The organism is Curtobacterium sp. PhB130 (genome assembly GCF_003755165.1).
In the GTDB taxonomy this organism is placed as follows: domain Bacteria; phylum Actinomycetota; class Actinomycetes; order Actinomycetales; family Microbacteriaceae; genus Curtobacterium.
Genome location: NZ_RKII01000007.1, coordinates 255,335 through 271,225, shown reverse-complemented (window position 1 = coordinate 271,225; position 15,891 = coordinate 255,335). Strand labels below are relative to the sequence as shown.

Here is a 15,891-nt window from a genome sequence, read left to right as displayed (position 1 = left end):
CCTGCGGATTGAGGACCCCGCTCCGCGGGTCCTCGGCTGTTAGCTCCGCGGGTCGCAAACCCTAAGCGCAGACCGGATCTTCCAGATTCGGGCGCACGATTCTTAAGGCGAAGTGGTGGCAGCAAGTAATGGACTACGCCCCGCGATCGGGGGCACCCCAGAGTGACGCGCTAGTGATTTGCAGTGCCGTGCTGGGATCCGAGGCTGCAGCTCAGCTCCGCCGCCCCCGGGCCGAACGCCGTCGTCGATGTCGGCACGACGCAGTCAACCGACCTGTTCTTAGTCAGGACGGTTCAGACCCCCCAAATTGCGAGCGCACTGAATGCTCCATAGTAGGCAATGACCTTTCCGGTACCGTCGATATCTTTCCAGCCTTGCGCTTGCTGGTCGTGTGCAACAAGTCGCAGACCTCCACCGATGAACAAAAGAAGCAGGTTGATCGCTCGGAAGGCCTCGAATGGCAAAATTCTCAACAGCGCCAAGACCCACAGTGAAATCATTACGACAGCACTGGCGATGTACAACACTCGCGCGCGTACACTCGTGCGCTTGCCCCGACGGAAATGCTCTCGGCTCCAAGGGCCCTTGGGGGTGGGCGGAGGTTCGTCGGCGGGCTCGCGCTTGAAGGATTCAGGTCCAGCCGGGGCCACGGCAGGCTCCGATTCAGTTCCCGGAGTCATCTGGGGCTGTTGCAGAGTTGGCGCTTCCGGCTCCTGCGGCTTTGGCGCATTTATCTCGGGCGAATCATTAACGAAACCGTCAGTGCGCGAACCGGGATTCTCAGACGCAACTGTCCCCGAAGTCGACCCGGTTGGCTCATCAGAGGCGGAGGTTGGAAGCATACTGCTGACCTTTCTTCGGAGTAGAAATGGGCCACTGCGCCCTACTCGTTGGCGCTACCGAGCTGCGGACTCACGCCAACGTAGACAGGGTCCTGCAAGTTGGTCGATCCCCCAGTAAGGGCACAAAGTCTTTTCACGCGACTACGGTGCAGAGCGTAACCAGCGACGTGCCCTCCGCCGGTGGCTCTGCGGACCGATGGCAACACCCTTCATGACGCGACGGCGACCCTTGCCACCTCTGACTGAACTGTCACCGGGCCAGTCGCCGTTGTGGATCGCGCGGAGGAGCGCGGCGATTCTTGCTTCCTCACAGCGAACCGCGCCCGCTCGGAAGTGTCAGCGAATCCTGCGGGAGCCCCAGGCCCCATCGACCGCGAGGACCAAGAATCAGAAGCACCAGCGCGCAGTAGCGAGCTACCGTGGTGGCTCGCTTCGCCGAGACCGCGCACAGCCAGAGGCTCCGCAGCCACCGGTCGCCTCAAGTGTCGGTCCCCCACGACATCCTTGGCCCATGAAACTCCCACGCGCGCGTGACGCGCAACGCGACCTTGCGTCCGTCAAACTGAGCATCGCCAAGTGGAAACGATCCGACTTGGCGCGCGATAGTTTCCGCCGTGGGTGGAAAGGCGGCTACAGCCTCGGCCGGCGCGATGAACGCCTCGGTGTCCCCGAGACACCGGCGCCTAGGGGACTGCCAAACCATCCGCAGGTCCTAGTCGATGGAGTGGAGGTCGATGCGCGCCTCGCCCCCTTGCTTCACACGATGTGGACGCTTGGACTCGACACGCAGTTCTCCTGCCAGGGCGATCCTGATCGGTACGTTCCGAACCATCCCGGCAGCTGGGACGCGAGCGCGCAGATCTTCTTCGCGGACATCGACCAGGCGATCAAGTTCGTCAAGAAGAGCAAGGACCTTCTCGGCCACCTCGCGATCTTCCCCGAAGGCGGATTCCGAGTCGACGTCGCAGACGGCATCGGCTCGCCAACGTTGCGCGGAGACCTCCGCTTCTCCCCCGAGCTGATCGTCCCTCTGACGGCCGCGTGGGAGAGCTTCGCGGCCACCGTGCGAGCGAACTCTGCCTGAGCAGCCGGTCCGGTCGTCAGCAAGGTCAAGGTGAGGCGGCTTGCCTCGGCGTGTTTGCTTTCCGCTGTGCCGGCACGACCGACAGGAACCGGTGGCACCGGATAAGGCAACGCAGAGCGAGCCTTTCCCGCCCTCCCGTCGCGTCGTGCCGGGCCACCGCAGATTCCGTCCAACTGAAAGAACCTATGAGCCACACCCCACCAGCGGAACGACGACAGCCTCGCAACCGCCCGGGACGCACGGGCCTTCGCTCATCGCGACGAGCCCGTCTCGTCGGCGAGGCGCAGCGACCGACCAGCAGCAACCAACTCACGCCGTCGGCGCTGGAGCTTCGCTCGGTGTCCGAGCCGGTCGGTTCAGCTGTGCCAGCGGGCGGAACCCCCGGTTCGGATCGGTCACGCTCCGCCCGATTGTTGGACCGCCGGATCCGGCAGCTCACGCAGAGGCTGGTCCGTCGTATCTGGGTTGGGCTCCTCGCCGCGGTCGTCGTCCTCGTGCTGGTGGGGACGGTGGTGAGCGTCACCCAGCGAGTTGGGGAAGGCAGCGGGGCGGCGCTGCTGATGCTCCCGCGGCTGAGCCCCGATGCGATCCTCGGCGCAGCCGGCGTGCTCGCCACCCTGATCGTCGCAATTCAGTTCGGTGCCCGTTTGAACAGATCGCCCTCTACGACAGGACAACTTGACGAAGCAGCTCGGGGCAGCTTCTTGTGGATCGTGGCGCTGGTCTGTCTGGTGGGCTCGATCGCGCTGGCGCTTGCGACGACGTCTTGGTACGGCTGGCATGACAACGGTCTCGACGTTCCGATCGTGTTGAGTGCGTTGTCGGGCGGCGCGCTCCTTGCGTTCGCTTCCGCCGATGCAATGCTCCTCACCGAACACGACCTCGATGGTCATGTGTCGCGGCTCCAAGGCCGGCGCGCGTGGATTCGAGCGCGCGCCGTCGTGGTCTTCGAACGTTCCCGCCCGTTGGAGGGCCCACGGCTGAGGGTTGCACTCGTCGCGACGTCCGCCGGCCTCCCCCTCATCAGCACTGGTCTCAGCGAGATGGTGTCGCCTTCACGAGGTGCGGCCGAGGTCGTGGGGCGGTTCGCGCTGATGACGGGCGGGGCCGCACTATCGGGGATCGCCGTCTTCGCGATGCTCGCGCTGTTCATGAGTCGGCAGATTTTCTCGGGTGTGATCGTGTCCCTCGGGGTCGTTTCGCTGATCATCCTCGCGTGGGACGTTGCCCTCTACGACAGCGCTGGTGGCACGGTGCGCAGCGTCGAGCGGATGGCGCAACTGTGGTTGGCGTATCCGATGTTGGCCGTATCGATGCCGCTCATCGTCTTCGGCCTCGGAGCGGGGTCGTGGAAGGGTCGCCGCGGTCTCATCCTAGAGTGGGCGGTTCGCCACTTCGTGCGTCGAGAACGCATGCTTCGGCTGAGCCAGGAATCGGTGAACCCGACCTCGCATCAGCGCCGCCTCAGTGGCTATGCGGTCGCGGCAATCTGGACGTCGCCTATATTGCCCCTCTGCGCGTTCTTCGCTGCGAGAGCGTTCTATGAGATCCGGTCGACGTCGGGGATGCGTGGGACGATTCGGACCATGGTGGCGATCATCGTTTCGATCATCATCTCGGTGCTGTTTGTCGGCGCGCTCGTCGTCGCTGCGGCGGGTGGCTTCTGACTGTCGCCGACGTGACTTGTGGTGAGATCAGCACGCACTGCTACGGTTACTGTTCACCCGTCTGAGGAGGCATTATGGCGCAGAAGGTCACGACGACACTTATTGACGACATTGACGGATCGGTCATTGAGGTGAACACCGGGCGAAGCATCACGTTCGCGTTCGACGGCTCGGACTATGAGATCGATCTCTCGGAGGCAAACTCCGGGAAGTTCCGCGACGCGATCAGCGACTACATCGCGGCGTCCCGACGGGTGAGCCGCGGCGCGACTCGGACGTCCCGCACGCAGCGCAACAACACCGAGCACCTCGCGGCCATCCGTACCTGGGCTGCGGCGCACGGTCACACCGTTTCGCAGCGTGGGCGCATCGCACAGAGCATCAAAGACGAGTTCTACGCCGCGCAGAAGTAGCAGCCGCGTCGCGGGCGTCGCGGGGATTACGCCAGCTCGCGGCGAAGCGGCCGTCTTCCGCCTGTGAGCGGGTCCCGGGCGGCCGTGGTCAGCTGATGGTGAGTTCCTGGATGCGGTCAGCACGGAACTTGAACACGAATGTCCCGTCCCCATTGAAGCCATTGCCGCTCACGCGAACCCGCACGATGGTTGCCGTGGCGGTGTTCATCACGGTCAACACCTCGACGCGGTTGTGGGTGCCGATGTGCTGCTGATCGCTCCACCGCGTGATGTCGGTCACTCCAGTGAAGCGCCGCCCTCAGTTGACGCGATGGCGTGACGTGAGCTACTCGACGTCGTTCCACGCGTAGGTAGTCGCCCAAAGCGGCGCGGCGCGACCAGCTAACGCCTCCGCGTCCGCGGACGCGTCCGTCAGCGTGCACGTCGACTGCCGGTGACCGCCGACCAGGGCGCGCGTTCCGGCGACAGCTTGGGGCGCGTGCGGGGTGACCGCCCGCAGAAGACGGCCTTCCGGACGACGAGACCTGCTCAACGTTCAATCGGTTTGTGGGCCGAGCGTCGCCGGAGTAAGAGAAGTGCACAGGTTCGACCCGAGCATCATTGGGTAGCGCGACCAAAGTACGCACTCCCACCGCGGCCGTCTATCCAATTCGGATCAATACCCGCGAATAAAGTACGCACCACTTGGGACAGTCCTCGGTTTTCACATGCTTGGCCATTCACTTCGCGACACTCTTCGTTTATTGTGCGACCATGCGTGACATTCGTTCTGGCCGGCCTCGCTTCTCGTCGATGGGGGCTGGCCGCCCGCGCGCGCGGGCTGGCGCAGGTCGGAACGTCGCGCGCGACCGGCGAGCAGCGGACCTGATTCGGCGAGACGCGATCGACCTCGCCGCCAGTCAGGAGGGGCTCATGACCCTTATGCAGCTCTCCCGCGCACATGGTCGTGCAGCCGCCCAGCTGGGTGCACACGCGATGGTCCGCCGAGCCGAGCTGCTCCCAGTGCTGGAGACCGTGTGGGTACACGCAGCAACGGGTCGGCTTCCCGGTTGGGACCAGCCGCTCGAAGCGCAAGCACGCTGGCTCGCCTTGGACCCGTCACTGCGGCTCCAGCAGCGGGTTCAGCAGGCACGAAGCACCTCCTTGCCGATCCCGGTGATCGGCGGCAATGCGGCGTATCGGCACTGGGGGTTCGGCGAGGTGCCGTGGAAGGCCGAACTGTATGTGCCGGCGGAGAGTGACCTCCTCATCTCCGATGACGAGGTCGATGTGGTCGTCGAGACGATCGACCGCGTCGACGTCCGGTGGGAAGGCTCGTTTCCGTACCTGGCTCCGGAAGCGACCCTGGCTCGTGCGTTCGAGGCGTCCGGTGATCTCGACGGTGTCGCGATCGACCTCCGGGATGCGATGTGGCGGCTGTTCCCGTTGCGGCCGGAGCTGCTCTCGTACCACCTGCGGGTAGTCGCGGAACGAAACGGGTGGGAGGACGATCGCTGGAACGGGGACGTCCTCTACACGCGCTTGGTGTCCATGGCGGGCGGCTGGCCGGACCAGCCTGCGCGGCCTCACTCAACGGTCTGGTGGGACAACGCGGCTCACATCAGCCGCGTCCAGCGGACGCATCCGGACTGGCTGCACGGTCCCGCTCTCCGTGCTTGGTACGACGAGTATCGGAACGAGCCTCGTGAGTGACCGCTTGGCGTGCCCCGACGGTGCCACGCAGCCGCGCACATGCTGCGTCAAGCACGCATCGCACCCCTGTTGCGACGCACGCGTTGCGGAGCTGGCTCAGTCCGTGCGAATTCCTGGATTGCGCAGCGCGGGGTCGAACTCGCAATGTTCAGCCCCGGGCGGCGGCATCAAGCGAGTCCGGCGCGTCCGGTACCCCTCAGTCGATTAACCTCAGTCCCATATCGCCATGGTGCCGTGTGGGTCTGACACCGGCTGGCAAAGGCCGGGCGGAAGACCGAACTCGGTCCCTACTGTGCTGCTTTGAACGCCTCGGCCGGTGACGTCCCTGCCGTGGCAGCGTCAAGGTGGTCTTGCGCGACGGCGGCCCGCCGGTGAAGAGCCTCTGTGGGGTCGGAGCCGGCAAGATGCGCCTCCAACGCCACTTGGATCGCCATGCTCGCAAGAGTCCCGTCGAATCGTCGCACTGACGCCAGGGCCCGCTCGGATACGGGATTGCCGTGCACGATTGCATTCCGGAGGCGCCTGTGCCGTTGGCGGATGAGAGTGAGCGTCGCGCGCTGATCCGCCGCACGTTGAAGTAATTGTTCGGGTGATGAAAGCGCCCGGAAGATCCTCCGGGCTCGGGCGCGTTCGAGCGGGCCGTCACACAATGCAAGCAGCGCATCCCGCTGCTCGACCACCAGGTCCAAGTCCGTTCGGCGTGGTTCGCGGCCAAGTTGAGCTGCAAAGTTGTCTCGGCTGCGATGGGCGAGGGAGCGGGCGCGTACTGCCGCGGTGTTGAGGGTGCGATTCACAGCGGAGGTTGCAACGAGGATGTCGATAAGCGTCTCGGGATGCAGGCGCATCCACGCAGCGACGTGTTCAACGGCGTTCATCCGAAGGATCAGGGCGGCGCGGCTGTCGTCGATGGTGCGGTCGACGCGAGCGTTGAAGGGGCTACCGCTCCGGTCAACATCCTCCACGTTGCGAAGCGCAGCGCGGAGCTGCGCCGGCAAGGGACGGGCGAAGAGCCCGTCGATCAGTGCAGGAGCGCGGTCTCGCATGAGGTCGCCGGTGGTGTTGAGTCGGTAAGGATCGACGTGTTCGTCTCCCCACACGGCTTCCCAGGACGACCCAGCCGGGACCCCGTCGGTGATAACGAGTTCGTGTTCCCCGGGCTGCCATCGTTGCGCGCCGCCGGACAGTGCGCTCTGCATAAGTACGGTCAGCTGGTCCCGGGCCACGGCCGCCGCTTCCGATGGCCTGGTGTTCGGTAGGTGCACGCGGACGTATCCGGTGAACGGCAGCGGGGCACGGTCTTCAGCGGACGGGAGGAACCCGTCGTGGATGGCGTTGCGGAGTTCGCTGGAATGCGGGTAAGGGTAGCCATCGGTCTCTGGCGTTGCGATCGCGATCTCGGCGGAGACCATCGTGACGTTGCCGTGTTCCCATGCACCCCCAGATACCGCCATCTTAGAGAAGGACAGCCACACGACGCAGTTTGCCTGCTGCTCGACGGTCCGCAGTACGTCGAGTGCGTTTGTGAGCCGCACAGAGAGCGCGGCAGTTGGCACTGCAGGGTCCTTCGGCGGGCGGTGCGGGTCGCTTCCCTCGATGATCGCAGCGGCCTTGGACCGGCGAGCGGGCTCGTCTGGACCGGTCACCCGGAGGGCCGCGAGGAGTCCACTGATTGCGTCGTCGGCGGCTTCGACGTCTCCTGAACGGTCGCGGAGGGCTGTGAGAAGCTCGCTCCACGCGACTTCCAAGACCTCCGGGCGACGCCACGCATCAAGCGCGTCCTGCAGTGCGCCGCGCAGATTGGCGTGCGACGCGGCTTGCTCCGCCGCGGTCGCAGTGTCCTTCAGTGCTTTTGCTGCAGCGCTTCTGATGGCTCGCATCGAAGGGGTGAGCGCGCGTCGCATGCCTCGTGGTAACCGAACACACGCGTGTTCCAGCTCGATCCGGAGCGACCCGACACCTCGCTTCCAGCCCTGATCGGAAGCGCTGGCGATCCATTCCAGAATCTCCTCCGCGACGTCGGGCAGCAGCATGACGACTTGCTCCGGTGGGTCGCGAAGTACACCGATGAGGTCGTCGACCCAGGCGGGGTCATCGTCGAGTCGACGGGAGCTGGAACTCACGAGCCCATCGTGCCGTCCGGAGGAGTCCTGGCCAAATGCGCGAGAGAGCGAAGCGATCAGAGGGAGCAGGCGGACGTCGCGTGGCCCGATCGGGGGCCTACAACGTGCCCCGTTTGGCTCGTAACGTTCGTGTCGTGCCACAGGACGCCGACACGCAACAGAGACGACCTCGCTCGGTGTGGGTGCCTGCGGGTGGGTGTGTGCTCGCCGCGGCGCTCTGGACGGCCGCGGTCGCCGCTGGCAGCGACGCGGGCGCGACGTACATTCTCGGTTTCCTCGCGACGGTCGTCGGAGCCCCGTGGCTGATGAATCGGCTACTGGCAACGCGCGTCGTTGCCGGGGTACGTCGCGTCGCGGTCGCCGGGGTGGTCGTTGCGGTGGTGATCGTCGGGTTCACTGTCCCGTCTTGGCAGACCACCACGGACGATGCCCGGTCGGCGTCGGTTCAGGTGCCGATTGCGGACACCGACGATGCGGATGTGTCGACCATCGGCGACGCGACTCTGCGCTTCGACGCCGAGTACGACGAGACGAGCATCGAAGTCACCTACGACACCACTGAGATGACGACAACGCCGATGCTCGATGCGGTCGTGTCGTCCTCCGATGGGGACACGCTGACCTGCCCGGCGTTCAAGCCCTGGCGCTACTCCGGTGCAACGACCACGGTCACGATGACCTGCGACCTCCCGTGGGATGCGGACAAGCTGACCGGCGCTGAGTCGGTGGACCTCGTCAGTTCCTAACCAGCTGTCGAGCACCGCAGACGCTTCCCGACTGCGATCCGCAGGTTTCTGGAAGCACCGGGTTCCGCCCGGCCACGTCGTGACCGAGGGACGCTACTTCTCACAGCGCTCCCGCCTCTGAGGGCACGCAAGTATCCTTCCCTGCTCCTCGGACGATCTAGCGTCTTCAGGGCACACGAAGAACGCCCCGCTCGGGGGCTGCAAGGCCGTCCTCGCGGCACTCCCGAGCGGGGCCCGCTTGCCGATCACTGAATATCCTGCCGCTGGGCCGAGCGGTTCACGCGCCCGACGGTGGTTCGCCTGGTGGCTCGTTGGAGCGCTTACCTGTGCGCCCAAGCCTCGATGAGGCGCACGATCGCGGTCGGGTCGCCGCCGTTCATCAGCCAGTGACGTGGGGTGAGGGCGGCGGGTGCTCGAAGCGTCGGCTGCGTCGTAGTCATGAACCCGGCGACCCGTCCGAACGCTGATGCGGTTGTGGCGATGGCCTCGATGACTGGTTGGAGCCCTGGAAGAAGCTGCGGAGGGTGCCCGTCGTTCAGCTGCCATCGAAGGACTCTCGGTTCACCGGCGATGTCGACAGCGAGGATGCGCTTGGCACCGATCATCGCTTCGACCTGCGCAACGGTGAGGTGCAGAAGCTTCGCGGTTGACGCTTGGGAAAGCGACCCGGCAACACCGCTCGCGACGTCTTCGGCGGCGTAGATCTGAAACGCTCCCGACATGATCTGATCCACGGCGTCCACGACGTCGGGGTCGTCTGGATCGACGGAAGCGGGCACCGGCGGCAGCGTCGGTGGGCCGGATCGCTGAAGCGCGTGGAAGACGGCGCGGTAGAAGCGCTCTTGGTTCATGTCGTAGTCGGTGAGCAGTTGGTCGATGCGGTCGAGCGTGCTTCGCTGTGCGGGCATGATCTGTCGTTCCTGTCGTCGGGCGGACTAGTCGGTGGTTCGGATGACGCCGCGGCCCTGCCAGAAGTCGTCACCTGCCGCGTCATCGGACTCCATGCCGAGGTGGCCGTGCGCGCCGAGGATCCAGCTGCGGATCGTCGCGGGGGGGGGGGGCATTCAACGTCGTGTATCGAGGGCGCTGCGTCTGGACCGGGGATGCGTGTGATGGCGCGTCGGTCGAGGTCGATCAGGTACTTGCTGCGGCTTGTGGTGACGAGCGAGCGTCCCGTGTCGTCGCCGGTCAGCGCTCCCCGCGGCTGGTCTGTCGTGTCGGCCGCGGTTCGGATGGCGGACTAACGCTGGTCGGGGAGCCAGGAGAAGTGGCTTTCGTGCACGTCGAGGATGCCAACGTTATGGGGCTTTCCAGCGACGGCGAGGCTGTACGTGGATGTACCGTCGTGATGCGTTTCACCGGCGACGTGCATGTGCCCGTGGAACGCGTGTGTGGGCGCGACAGCGCGGAGCAGCTCCGTGACGAGGGCGCGCGAGGTTGCGGAGGCACGGAGCCTCGCTGCGGGCCATGTGCTTCGTGCGCGGAGGATGTCGTCGACCTCGCGGATGTGAAAGTCGGGTGCTTCGTGAGTGAGGAGCACGTCGGTCGTGCCTGCGGCGCTGGCGTGCTCGACGTCGTCGGCTGTCGGCGCTTCGTGCATGCTCCATCCGCGATCGCCGGGGCCTTTGTCCAGCGACGCGGCGCCGCCGAATGACAGGAACGTCGTCGTTCCGAGCCGGAATCGGAACCCGCGCGGGAGTACCCAGATCCGCTCGCTGATTCGGTAGGGGCGGTCCGGGTGGCGGGTGACCTCAGCGTGGAGTTGTTCCGGCCAGTCGTGATTGCCGGGGGTGAGGAGCAGCCGGCGGATCCCGAACTCGTCGAGAAGCGCATCGAGTCTGGCGATGGTGTTGCGCGGGAACACCTGCTTGCCGCCGACGAGCACGGGGGCTTCGTATCGGAGGTCTCCGAGGTGCAAAATGGTGCGCACGTCCGGTGCTGTGTTGGTGAGCGTGCGAAGGATGGCGTGGACGGCGTCGAGGTTGGACTCCCAGTCTCCCGCGATCGCGACGCGTCGCTCTCCCAAGCAGGTGAAGTCGAAGTCGGGGGTCCCGTCGGCGGTGGGCCAGATGCGTCGTTGTGATGCGGTCAGCCGCCGCCGGCGTGGTGGTCGGTCGGTTCCGGATGGCGCGTTCGTGGGCATGGTTCTCCTCGGGTGATGTAGTGGTGTGGCGGTGCGGGGCGCACCGGTGTCAGTGCGCCCCGCACCGCTTGGTCAGGCGGTGGTGCGTCGCCGCGGCCGGAGGTGGGTGGGGAGGTGCTTGGGGGTCCGGCGACGGCGGGGAGCGACGTCGCGCCGAGTTGGCGTGGTGTTGGTCGGGTCGACGTCGCCGTATGCGTCGCGCAGCATGCTGACGTTCACGGCGATGCAGTTCAGGACGAGGACGAGCGTGTTCGCTGTGGTTCCGAACACGTGGGTGCTGTGTCGACGCATAGACCCTCGCCAGTACTTCAGCTGCGAGTTCTGGCTCTCGACGAGGTTGCGAAGCCCGTAGTAGGCGGCCCACTTCGTGGTGCCGTAGACGTAACGCTGCCGCTCCCACGCTGCTTCGGTCGCCGGAACGACCTTCGTCGCGGCGCACATGCACGGCTCCCCCGGGATGCAGTTGCTACGCGGGACGTGGTTCCCGAGTCGCTTCGACGGCGGGTAGTTCTCGCAGCGCAGGTGCCCGGCGCGTGCTGGCCCCTTGAACTGCACGTCGCCGTTCGGGAAGCGGCGGTTCGGGACGAACGCCCACTGCGCGCGCTCGTCGTACTTCGCGTGCAGCTCATCGCGTTCCTTCGCCGTGCCGCGGATCTTGAAGCCGGGCAGCTTGCGGTACTTCGTCGGAAGCGATGCGGGGAACAGCGTCCCGTCGAGCCAGAACACGCCTGGCATCGAGTCGGACGGGTGCGGGCGCCGCTGGTTCGTGTGGAGGTCGTGCACGTAGCTCAGTCCGCGAGCGGCGACCGGTGCCGTCCACGACTCGGGTCGGGCCTGGCTGTAGCCGCGGTCGGCGGTGAGGTGGTCGAACTGGATGCCGCCGTGCAGCGAGTCGAGCAGGTCCAGCCCGGCCCGCGCCTTGTAGCTGCCAGCCGGGCGGACCAGGATGCCACGGATGAGCGGCACCCAGAACCGCAGGCCTGGGGCTCCGGCGTCCACGAGGAGGTGTGCGTCGTAGCCGTTGAAGGCGTTGGTGGCGCGTCCGTCAGTTCGGGTGCGCCAACCGACCCGGGCCTGCAGGTCTGCGCTGACGATCTTGCGGCCGTCGAGGTGGCCAATTTTCGGCCACTCGCTGGGGTTCTCGTTCCACTCCCGGTTAGGGGTGTCGTCGTCTGGGGTGTACTCGTCGCGGCTGTCCGGCTTGGCGGTCCAGGCGCGGGGCCGGGCGTGGGTTTCGATGTCGGTGGAGTCGATCGCCTGCACGGGCGTCCACGGGAGGTAACGCTTCCAGCCGGGCAACGACCAGGAGCCCGCGAGGAGTGCGTTCGCGAATGCGTCCAGGCTCAGCAGGTCCGGTCGTCGGACGCTGATGACGGTTCCGTCGACGTCGATCCGCCGGTCGCTGGTCTCCGCTTCCAGCTCCTCGTGCAGCGCTTTGAACGTGGTCTGCAGGTTGAAGTAGGTCCAACGTCCCGGCAGTCCGAGGCGTCGCTGCTGGGACCGGGTGAGGGAGTGCACCCATCGGGCGATGTCCGCGATCTTCACGTCGCGCTTGGGTTCCTGGACCTTGAACGCGATGCTCGCGGCGAGCGTGGCGGCGTAGCCGATGTTGCGGGCTCGGCCCGGTGTGGTGCGCTCCAGTCGGTCGAGAATGGGGCTGAGTCCGGACTGGTTGATGATGTGGAGCGCGCACGAGACCGCTTCGCGGTTGTCCATGCGGCGGCCGGTCGGGAGGTAGGACGGCATCGGGTTGAACTCGGTGTGGTTCGTCATGCGGTGGTTCCGGCGAGTCGGCGGGCGACGTCGGCGGGTTCCTTTCTGGTGAGGTGCGGGAGAAGGTGCGCGAAGCGCAGGTCGGTGACGCCGGCGGCGTCGGCGAAGTCGGCCAGGCCGATGCCCTCGTTGAGGACGGCGAGCATCCAAGTGATGCGGAGCCGTCGCAGTTCCAGGGGCGGTGACCAGGACGGGATCTCCAGCAGAGACTTGATCCGTGACAGCGGATCGCGCTGATGAGGTTTGAACGGGCCGAGCAGCGGCTCATCGGGGTGGTCGAACGCGAGTTGGAGTACTTTGCCGGCATGCTGGCGACGTACGGGAACGACACGCTCTCGGTCGCCGCGGACGTGCACGAACACGATTCCGTCGCGGCGCTCGACGTCGGAGCCTCGGACCCGTTCCAGCTCCGGTCCGCGGAGGCCAGCACCCAAGCCGAGGCAGACGGCACCGCGGCACGCACGCCGTCGGCGCTCTGTGGCCTGAATGTCGCTGAGGCTGATCAGGTGGCGCTGCTCTGCCGGTGAGTACGGCTCCGCAGCCGTGGGCTTCTTGTAGCGCGGGTCCGCCGGTGGCCATGCTGCTCGCCGCGTGACCGCACGGCCGACCAGGCGCAGCGCGGCGCGCTGCGTCGAGCGGGAGTGCTCGTTCCGTGTGGACAGCTCGGTCGAGATGTACCACTCGACGTTCTCGGGGGTGAACAGCCGCTCGGGTTCCAGCGGTATCTCACGATCCCGGGCGAATCGAGCGAACTGGCACACCGCGAACATGGTCTTGTACGCGGCGGTTGGCGTCTCGGGCTCAGCCCGCTCCGCCCAGGCCACGAAGCGGCTCCGCTGCGTCTGGAACCAGGGATCTGCGTGGAAGCGCGGCCGGTAGGACGTGAACACCTCAGCGGGGCTGTAGGCCCAGCTACCCCCGACGAAGACGCGGCTCACCATTCGTCTACCGATCGTCGGCGGCGCAGGCGCGGACCGGACGACAGCGGTCTCCGGGAGGTCGCGTGGTGAGAAGCCAGGCCGCGTCGTGCAGACTGCAGCGGTCGTGCTCCCCTGCGTGTGGGCAGGACAGTGTGCGGGGTCGACGAAACCAGGGGTTGCGCGTTGCCGGAGAGAGCTGTAGCCTTGAGGTAATCTTTTTGGCGAAGGATACCTCGAAGGCCATCACCCTGCGGTTTGTCCGCTCCGGTGGTGGCTTTTCTGGTTTCGTCGCCGTGATGGCGACGATGCATGTGTCTTCCTGGCGCTCCTTATCCGTCGGTTGACGGCGAGTTGGGACGTGAGTCCATGGACCCGGCGGCGGATTCAGCGCCGGGAGTCTTGGGTTTGCTGGTTGCGCGCTTTCCGAGGAGCGCGGTCGACTCGTAGCGTCCTCGTCCGAGTCGGATGAGTTCGCCACGCTTCACCATCGAGTCGATGGTGGAGTACAGGACGTTGCTCGACGACTGGTGCACCAGATCGGTTCCGAGCGCTTTGCGGACGTCGGCAAGGGTGAACTGTCGCCGGTACGGGATCACGGCGCGCACCGCGGCGGCGAACGGGATGCCCGCCACGGAAGCCGGGGCCTGAGCCGCGATGCGGCGGCGAAGCCCTTGGTCTCGCAGTTGCGCGTGCATGCGGCCCCAGTCGATGCCGAGGCGCGAACCGTCGGCGGGGTCGAGGTCCTCGTCGGGTTCCCGAACAGCGTGCAGGTCGCGTTGCATCCCGGCAGCGATGTGAATCAGCGCTTCGAGGGCCGTTTCAATCTCCACGAGCTGATTCCGCTTGGTGGCGCGAACACGCCGACGGACGGCCGGCGTCTTCCACTGTCGTCTCGCCTCAGCTGGTGATGGCGGCTGTTGTTGCATCGGTTCTGCACCTCCCCTATCGAAGGTGCCAGCCCGCCACCGCTCCGCGGAAGCTTCGATTGCCGCGTTCAGAGTTGGGTGATCGTACAGTACGTGCTGCCGCCCATTGAAGAGCGGGCGAAGCTGGTACCCGACGCTGGCATCACCGAGGAACCGCTCAACTTCGGTGATCTGGAGGTGCCTGCGGCCTTCGATGATCTTGCCGAGCTGCACCGTGGTGAGCTTGTATCGGCGCGCAAGCTCCTCGCGGATCTGAGGTTGAGTCCGACGTTGAATGCGAGCTGTCGTCCACAGGTAGCGGAGCGCGTGCAGGTCCTGCTTCAGGTGCCACGCCACAACGGCGGTCACCGCGAACTCTAGCGGCTCGGTCTCCAGGCCCGGCTCGGTTGCCGGGTCGAAGGGCCAGTCGTCCCGGCCGAGCCTCGTGGACGCGTAGTCACGCGGCGATGGGGCGGGTTCGGGCACACCTGACCCTAGCCGTGGCACTCAACCTCACACAAATGAGCAAAAAAATCGGGAAGCGCGAGAATCGCTGTCACATCTCCCAAGAGACCTCAGATCCGCACCTCATGGCGTTAGATCGAGGCCCGCCATCCCCCGCCAGCTCCGCGGCAGATCATCGTCGACGAGGAACGGGAGGAAGAGCGGCAGATCCAATGTCTGCAGCCCGGCCGCTTCGAGTACCGCGCGAAGCGGCAGCCGCCGGTTCAGCAGGTTCGCGATCCACGTATTGCGTAGCCTCCGCGGATCCATGGTCGGTAGGGCCATCGGCACCTCGATCTCCCGACGAACAACCTTCAATGGATCGTACGAGTCGGAACCGACATGTCGATACGCGAGCGTCCCCGTTGACGCTTCACTGAGAAGTTCGGCGATGTCCGTGTTGTACGCCGCATCCACGGCGACGACCCGGTTTGGCATGCGACTGAGTTTGGTGTGCTGATCGGTGAGTGTCAGCACGTAGTGGCCGTCGCCCTCGCTCAGGTCGCCCGGGACGATGAACCGTAACTCGTTGTGCTTGACTCCGGCGCCGTGATGCATTGCCAGCGCCGCGCGCATGTACCGCGATCGCCGTGCCGTGGCCTGATTGTCCGCTGCTGTGCGGTACCAGTCGATCTCTGACTGTGAGTACGGGACGCTGAGCTTCTCATCCTTGGGCGCGGTGAGCTTCGGCGTCCAGGGTGCGCGCCTGGTAGCACCCACGCCGACCCGCCGGATTGCCCACTTCACCGTGACGAACGTATTCGACACCCACTCCGCCCGAGCACCCGTCGAGAGGTACTCCTCCAGCCGGTCCGGCGTGAACACCGCTTCCACATGCTCGGGCAGCTCCTGCTCGTGTGCCCACACCACGAACGGTGCCACGGACCGCAAGAGACGAAGCCCATCGACTTCATCCTGCGGCTTGGCACTGAGGACGGCATTGATGGCGAACGCCGACCCGGACGCATCCCAGTAGGGAGGCGCATCCCGCGGGCGGTATGCGTTCAACGCCTCGTGGATCCGAGTGAGTGCAGCAGGTTGTGTGCTCATGCTGAGCACCACCGTATTGCTCCGCACTCGTC

At 66.0% G+C, this 15,891-nt stretch carries 15 protein-coding genes; 5 read left to right on the top strand and 10 right to left on the bottom strand.

Going from position 1 to position 15,891, the window contains the following annotated elements:
- Positions 1–293: 293 nt before the first annotated feature.
- Entirely contained in the window at positions 294–527 is a 234-nt protein-coding gene (locus tag EDF24_RS18865; protein ID WP_148070838.1) for a hypothetical protein, read from the bottom strand.
- Positions 528–1,353: 826 nt separating this feature from the next.
- Here EDF24_RS18865 and EDF24_RS18860 point away from each other — a divergent pair.
- From EDF24_RS18860 to EDF24_RS07125, 3 genes are all read left to right on the top strand, one after another.
- Positions 1,354–1,926 (top strand): hypothetical protein, encoded by a 573-nt coding sequence (locus EDF24_RS18860; RefSeq protein WP_148070836.1) that lies wholly within the window; start codon positions 1,354–1,356, stop codon positions 1,924–1,926.
- A 512-nt stretch (positions 1,927–2,438) separates the two neighbouring features.
- Complete coding sequence (locus EDF24_RS07130; protein ID WP_185021591.1) at positions 2,439–3,593, top strand: hypothetical protein; 1,155 nt, start codon at positions 2,439–2,441, stop codon at positions 3,591–3,593.
- A gap of 74 nt (positions 3,594–3,667) precedes the next feature.
- Positions 3,668–4,006 carry an Lsr2 family protein gene (locus EDF24_RS07125; RefSeq protein ID WP_123701850.1) on the top strand — a complete coding sequence of 113 codons (339 nt, stop codon included), beginning with the start codon at positions 3,668–3,670 and terminating at the stop codon, positions 4,004–4,006.
- An 88-nt stretch (positions 4,007–4,094) separates the two neighbouring features.
- On the opposite strand, the gene EDF24_RS07120 is transcribed toward EDF24_RS07125, so the two are convergent.
- Positions 4,095–4,286 (bottom strand): hypothetical protein, encoded by a 192-nt coding sequence (locus EDF24_RS07120; protein ID WP_123701848.1) that lies wholly within the window; start codon positions 4,284–4,286, stop codon positions 4,095–4,097.
- A 632-nt stretch (positions 4,287–4,918) separates the two neighbouring features.
- Here EDF24_RS07120 and EDF24_RS07115 point away from each other — a divergent pair.
- Positions 4,919–5,698 carry a hypothetical protein gene (locus EDF24_RS07115; protein WP_123701846.1) on the top strand — a complete coding sequence of 260 codons (780 nt, stop codon included), beginning with the start codon at positions 4,919–4,921 and terminating at the stop codon, positions 5,696–5,698.
- A 287-nt stretch (positions 5,699–5,985) separates the two neighbouring features.
- Here the strand turns inward: EDF24_RS07115 and EDF24_RS07110 are convergent, their stop codons facing one another.
- Positions 5,986–7,818: a hypothetical protein gene (locus EDF24_RS07110; protein WP_123701844.1), complete on the bottom strand. Its 1,833-nt coding sequence runs from the start codon at positions 7,816–7,818 to the stop codon at positions 5,986–5,988.
- Between the two features lie 134 nt (positions 7,819–7,952).
- Here EDF24_RS07110 and EDF24_RS07105 point away from each other — a divergent pair, with 134 nt between their 5' ends.
- On the top strand, positions 7,953–8,564 hold the full coding sequence (locus tag EDF24_RS07105; protein ID WP_148070832.1) for a hypothetical protein: 612 nt from the start codon (positions 7,953–7,955) through the stop codon (positions 8,562–8,564).
- A gap of 320 nt (positions 8,565–8,884) precedes the next feature.
- Here the strand turns inward: EDF24_RS07105 and EDF24_RS07100 are convergent, their stop codons facing one another.
- From EDF24_RS07100 to EDF24_RS07075, 7 genes are all read right to left on the bottom strand, one after another.
- A complete protein-coding gene (locus EDF24_RS07100; protein ID WP_123701840.1) occupies positions 8,885–9,472 on the bottom strand; it encodes a hypothetical protein in 588 nt (195 codons plus the stop codon).
- Positions 9,473–9,499: 27 nt separating this feature from the next.
- Positions 9,500–9,628, bottom strand: coding sequence for a hypothetical protein (locus tag EDF24_RS19490; protein ID WP_260233378.1), 129 nt, complete (start codon positions 9,626–9,628; stop codon positions 9,500–9,502).
- A gap of 176 nt (positions 9,629–9,804) precedes the next feature.
- Complete coding sequence (locus tag EDF24_RS07095; protein ID WP_123701838.1) at positions 9,805–10,707, bottom strand: metallophosphoesterase; 903 nt, start codon at positions 10,705–10,707, stop codon at positions 9,805–9,807.
- Positions 10,708–10,779: 72 nt separating this feature from the next.
- Complete coding sequence (locus tag EDF24_RS07090; RefSeq protein WP_123701835.1) at positions 10,780–12,480, bottom strand: transposase; 1,701 nt, start codon at positions 12,478–12,480, stop codon at positions 10,780–10,782.
- Positions 12,477–13,370 carry a hypothetical protein gene (locus EDF24_RS18855; RefSeq protein ID WP_148070831.1) on the bottom strand — a complete coding sequence of 298 codons (894 nt, stop codon included), beginning with the start codon at positions 13,368–13,370 and terminating at the stop codon, positions 12,477–12,479. Before EDF24_RS18855 ends, EDF24_RS07090 begins: the two co-directional genes overlap by 4 nt.
- Positions 13,371–13,729: 359 nt before the next feature.
- Positions 13,730–14,791 (bottom strand): hypothetical protein, encoded by a 1,062-nt coding sequence (locus EDF24_RS07080; RefSeq protein ID WP_123701831.1) that lies wholly within the window; start codon positions 14,789–14,791, stop codon positions 13,730–13,732.
- Between the two features lie 102 nt (positions 14,792–14,893).
- Positions 14,894–15,859 carry a hypothetical protein gene (locus EDF24_RS07075; protein ID WP_148070829.1) on the bottom strand — a complete coding sequence of 322 codons (966 nt, stop codon included), beginning with the start codon at positions 15,857–15,859 and terminating at the stop codon, positions 14,894–14,896.
- Positions 15,860–15,891 lie beyond the last annotated feature (32 nt).

Coding starts and splice junctions, on each gene's coding strand:
- EDF24_RS18860 (WP_148070836.1), top strand. CDS start 1,354: ATGAAACTCCCACGCGCGCGTGACGCGCAACGCGACCTTGCGTCCGTC.
- EDF24_RS07125 (WP_123701850.1), top strand. CDS start 3,668: ATGGCGCAGAAGGTCACGACGACACTTATTGACGACATTGACGGATCG.
- EDF24_RS07115 (WP_123701846.1), top strand. CDS start 4,919: ATGACCCTTATGCAGCTCTCCCGCGCACATGGTCGTGCAGCCGCCCAG.
- EDF24_RS07100 (WP_123701840.1), bottom strand. CDS start 9,472: ATGCCCGCACAGCGAAGCACGCTCGACCGCATCGACCAACTGCTCACC.
- EDF24_RS19490 (WP_260233378.1), bottom strand. CDS start 9,628: ATGCCCCCCCCCCCCGCGACGATCCGCAGCTGGATCCTCGGCGCGCAC.
- EDF24_RS07095 (WP_123701838.1), bottom strand. CDS start 10,707: ATGCCCACGAACGCGCCATCCGGAACCGACCGACCACCACGCCGGCGG.
- EDF24_RS07090 (WP_123701835.1), bottom strand. CDS start 12,480: ATGACGAACCACACCGAGTTCAACCCGATGCCGTCCTACCTCCCGACC.
- EDF24_RS07075 (WP_148070829.1), bottom strand. CDS start 15,859: ATGAGCACACAACCTGCTGCACTCACTCGGATCCACGAGGCGTTGAAC.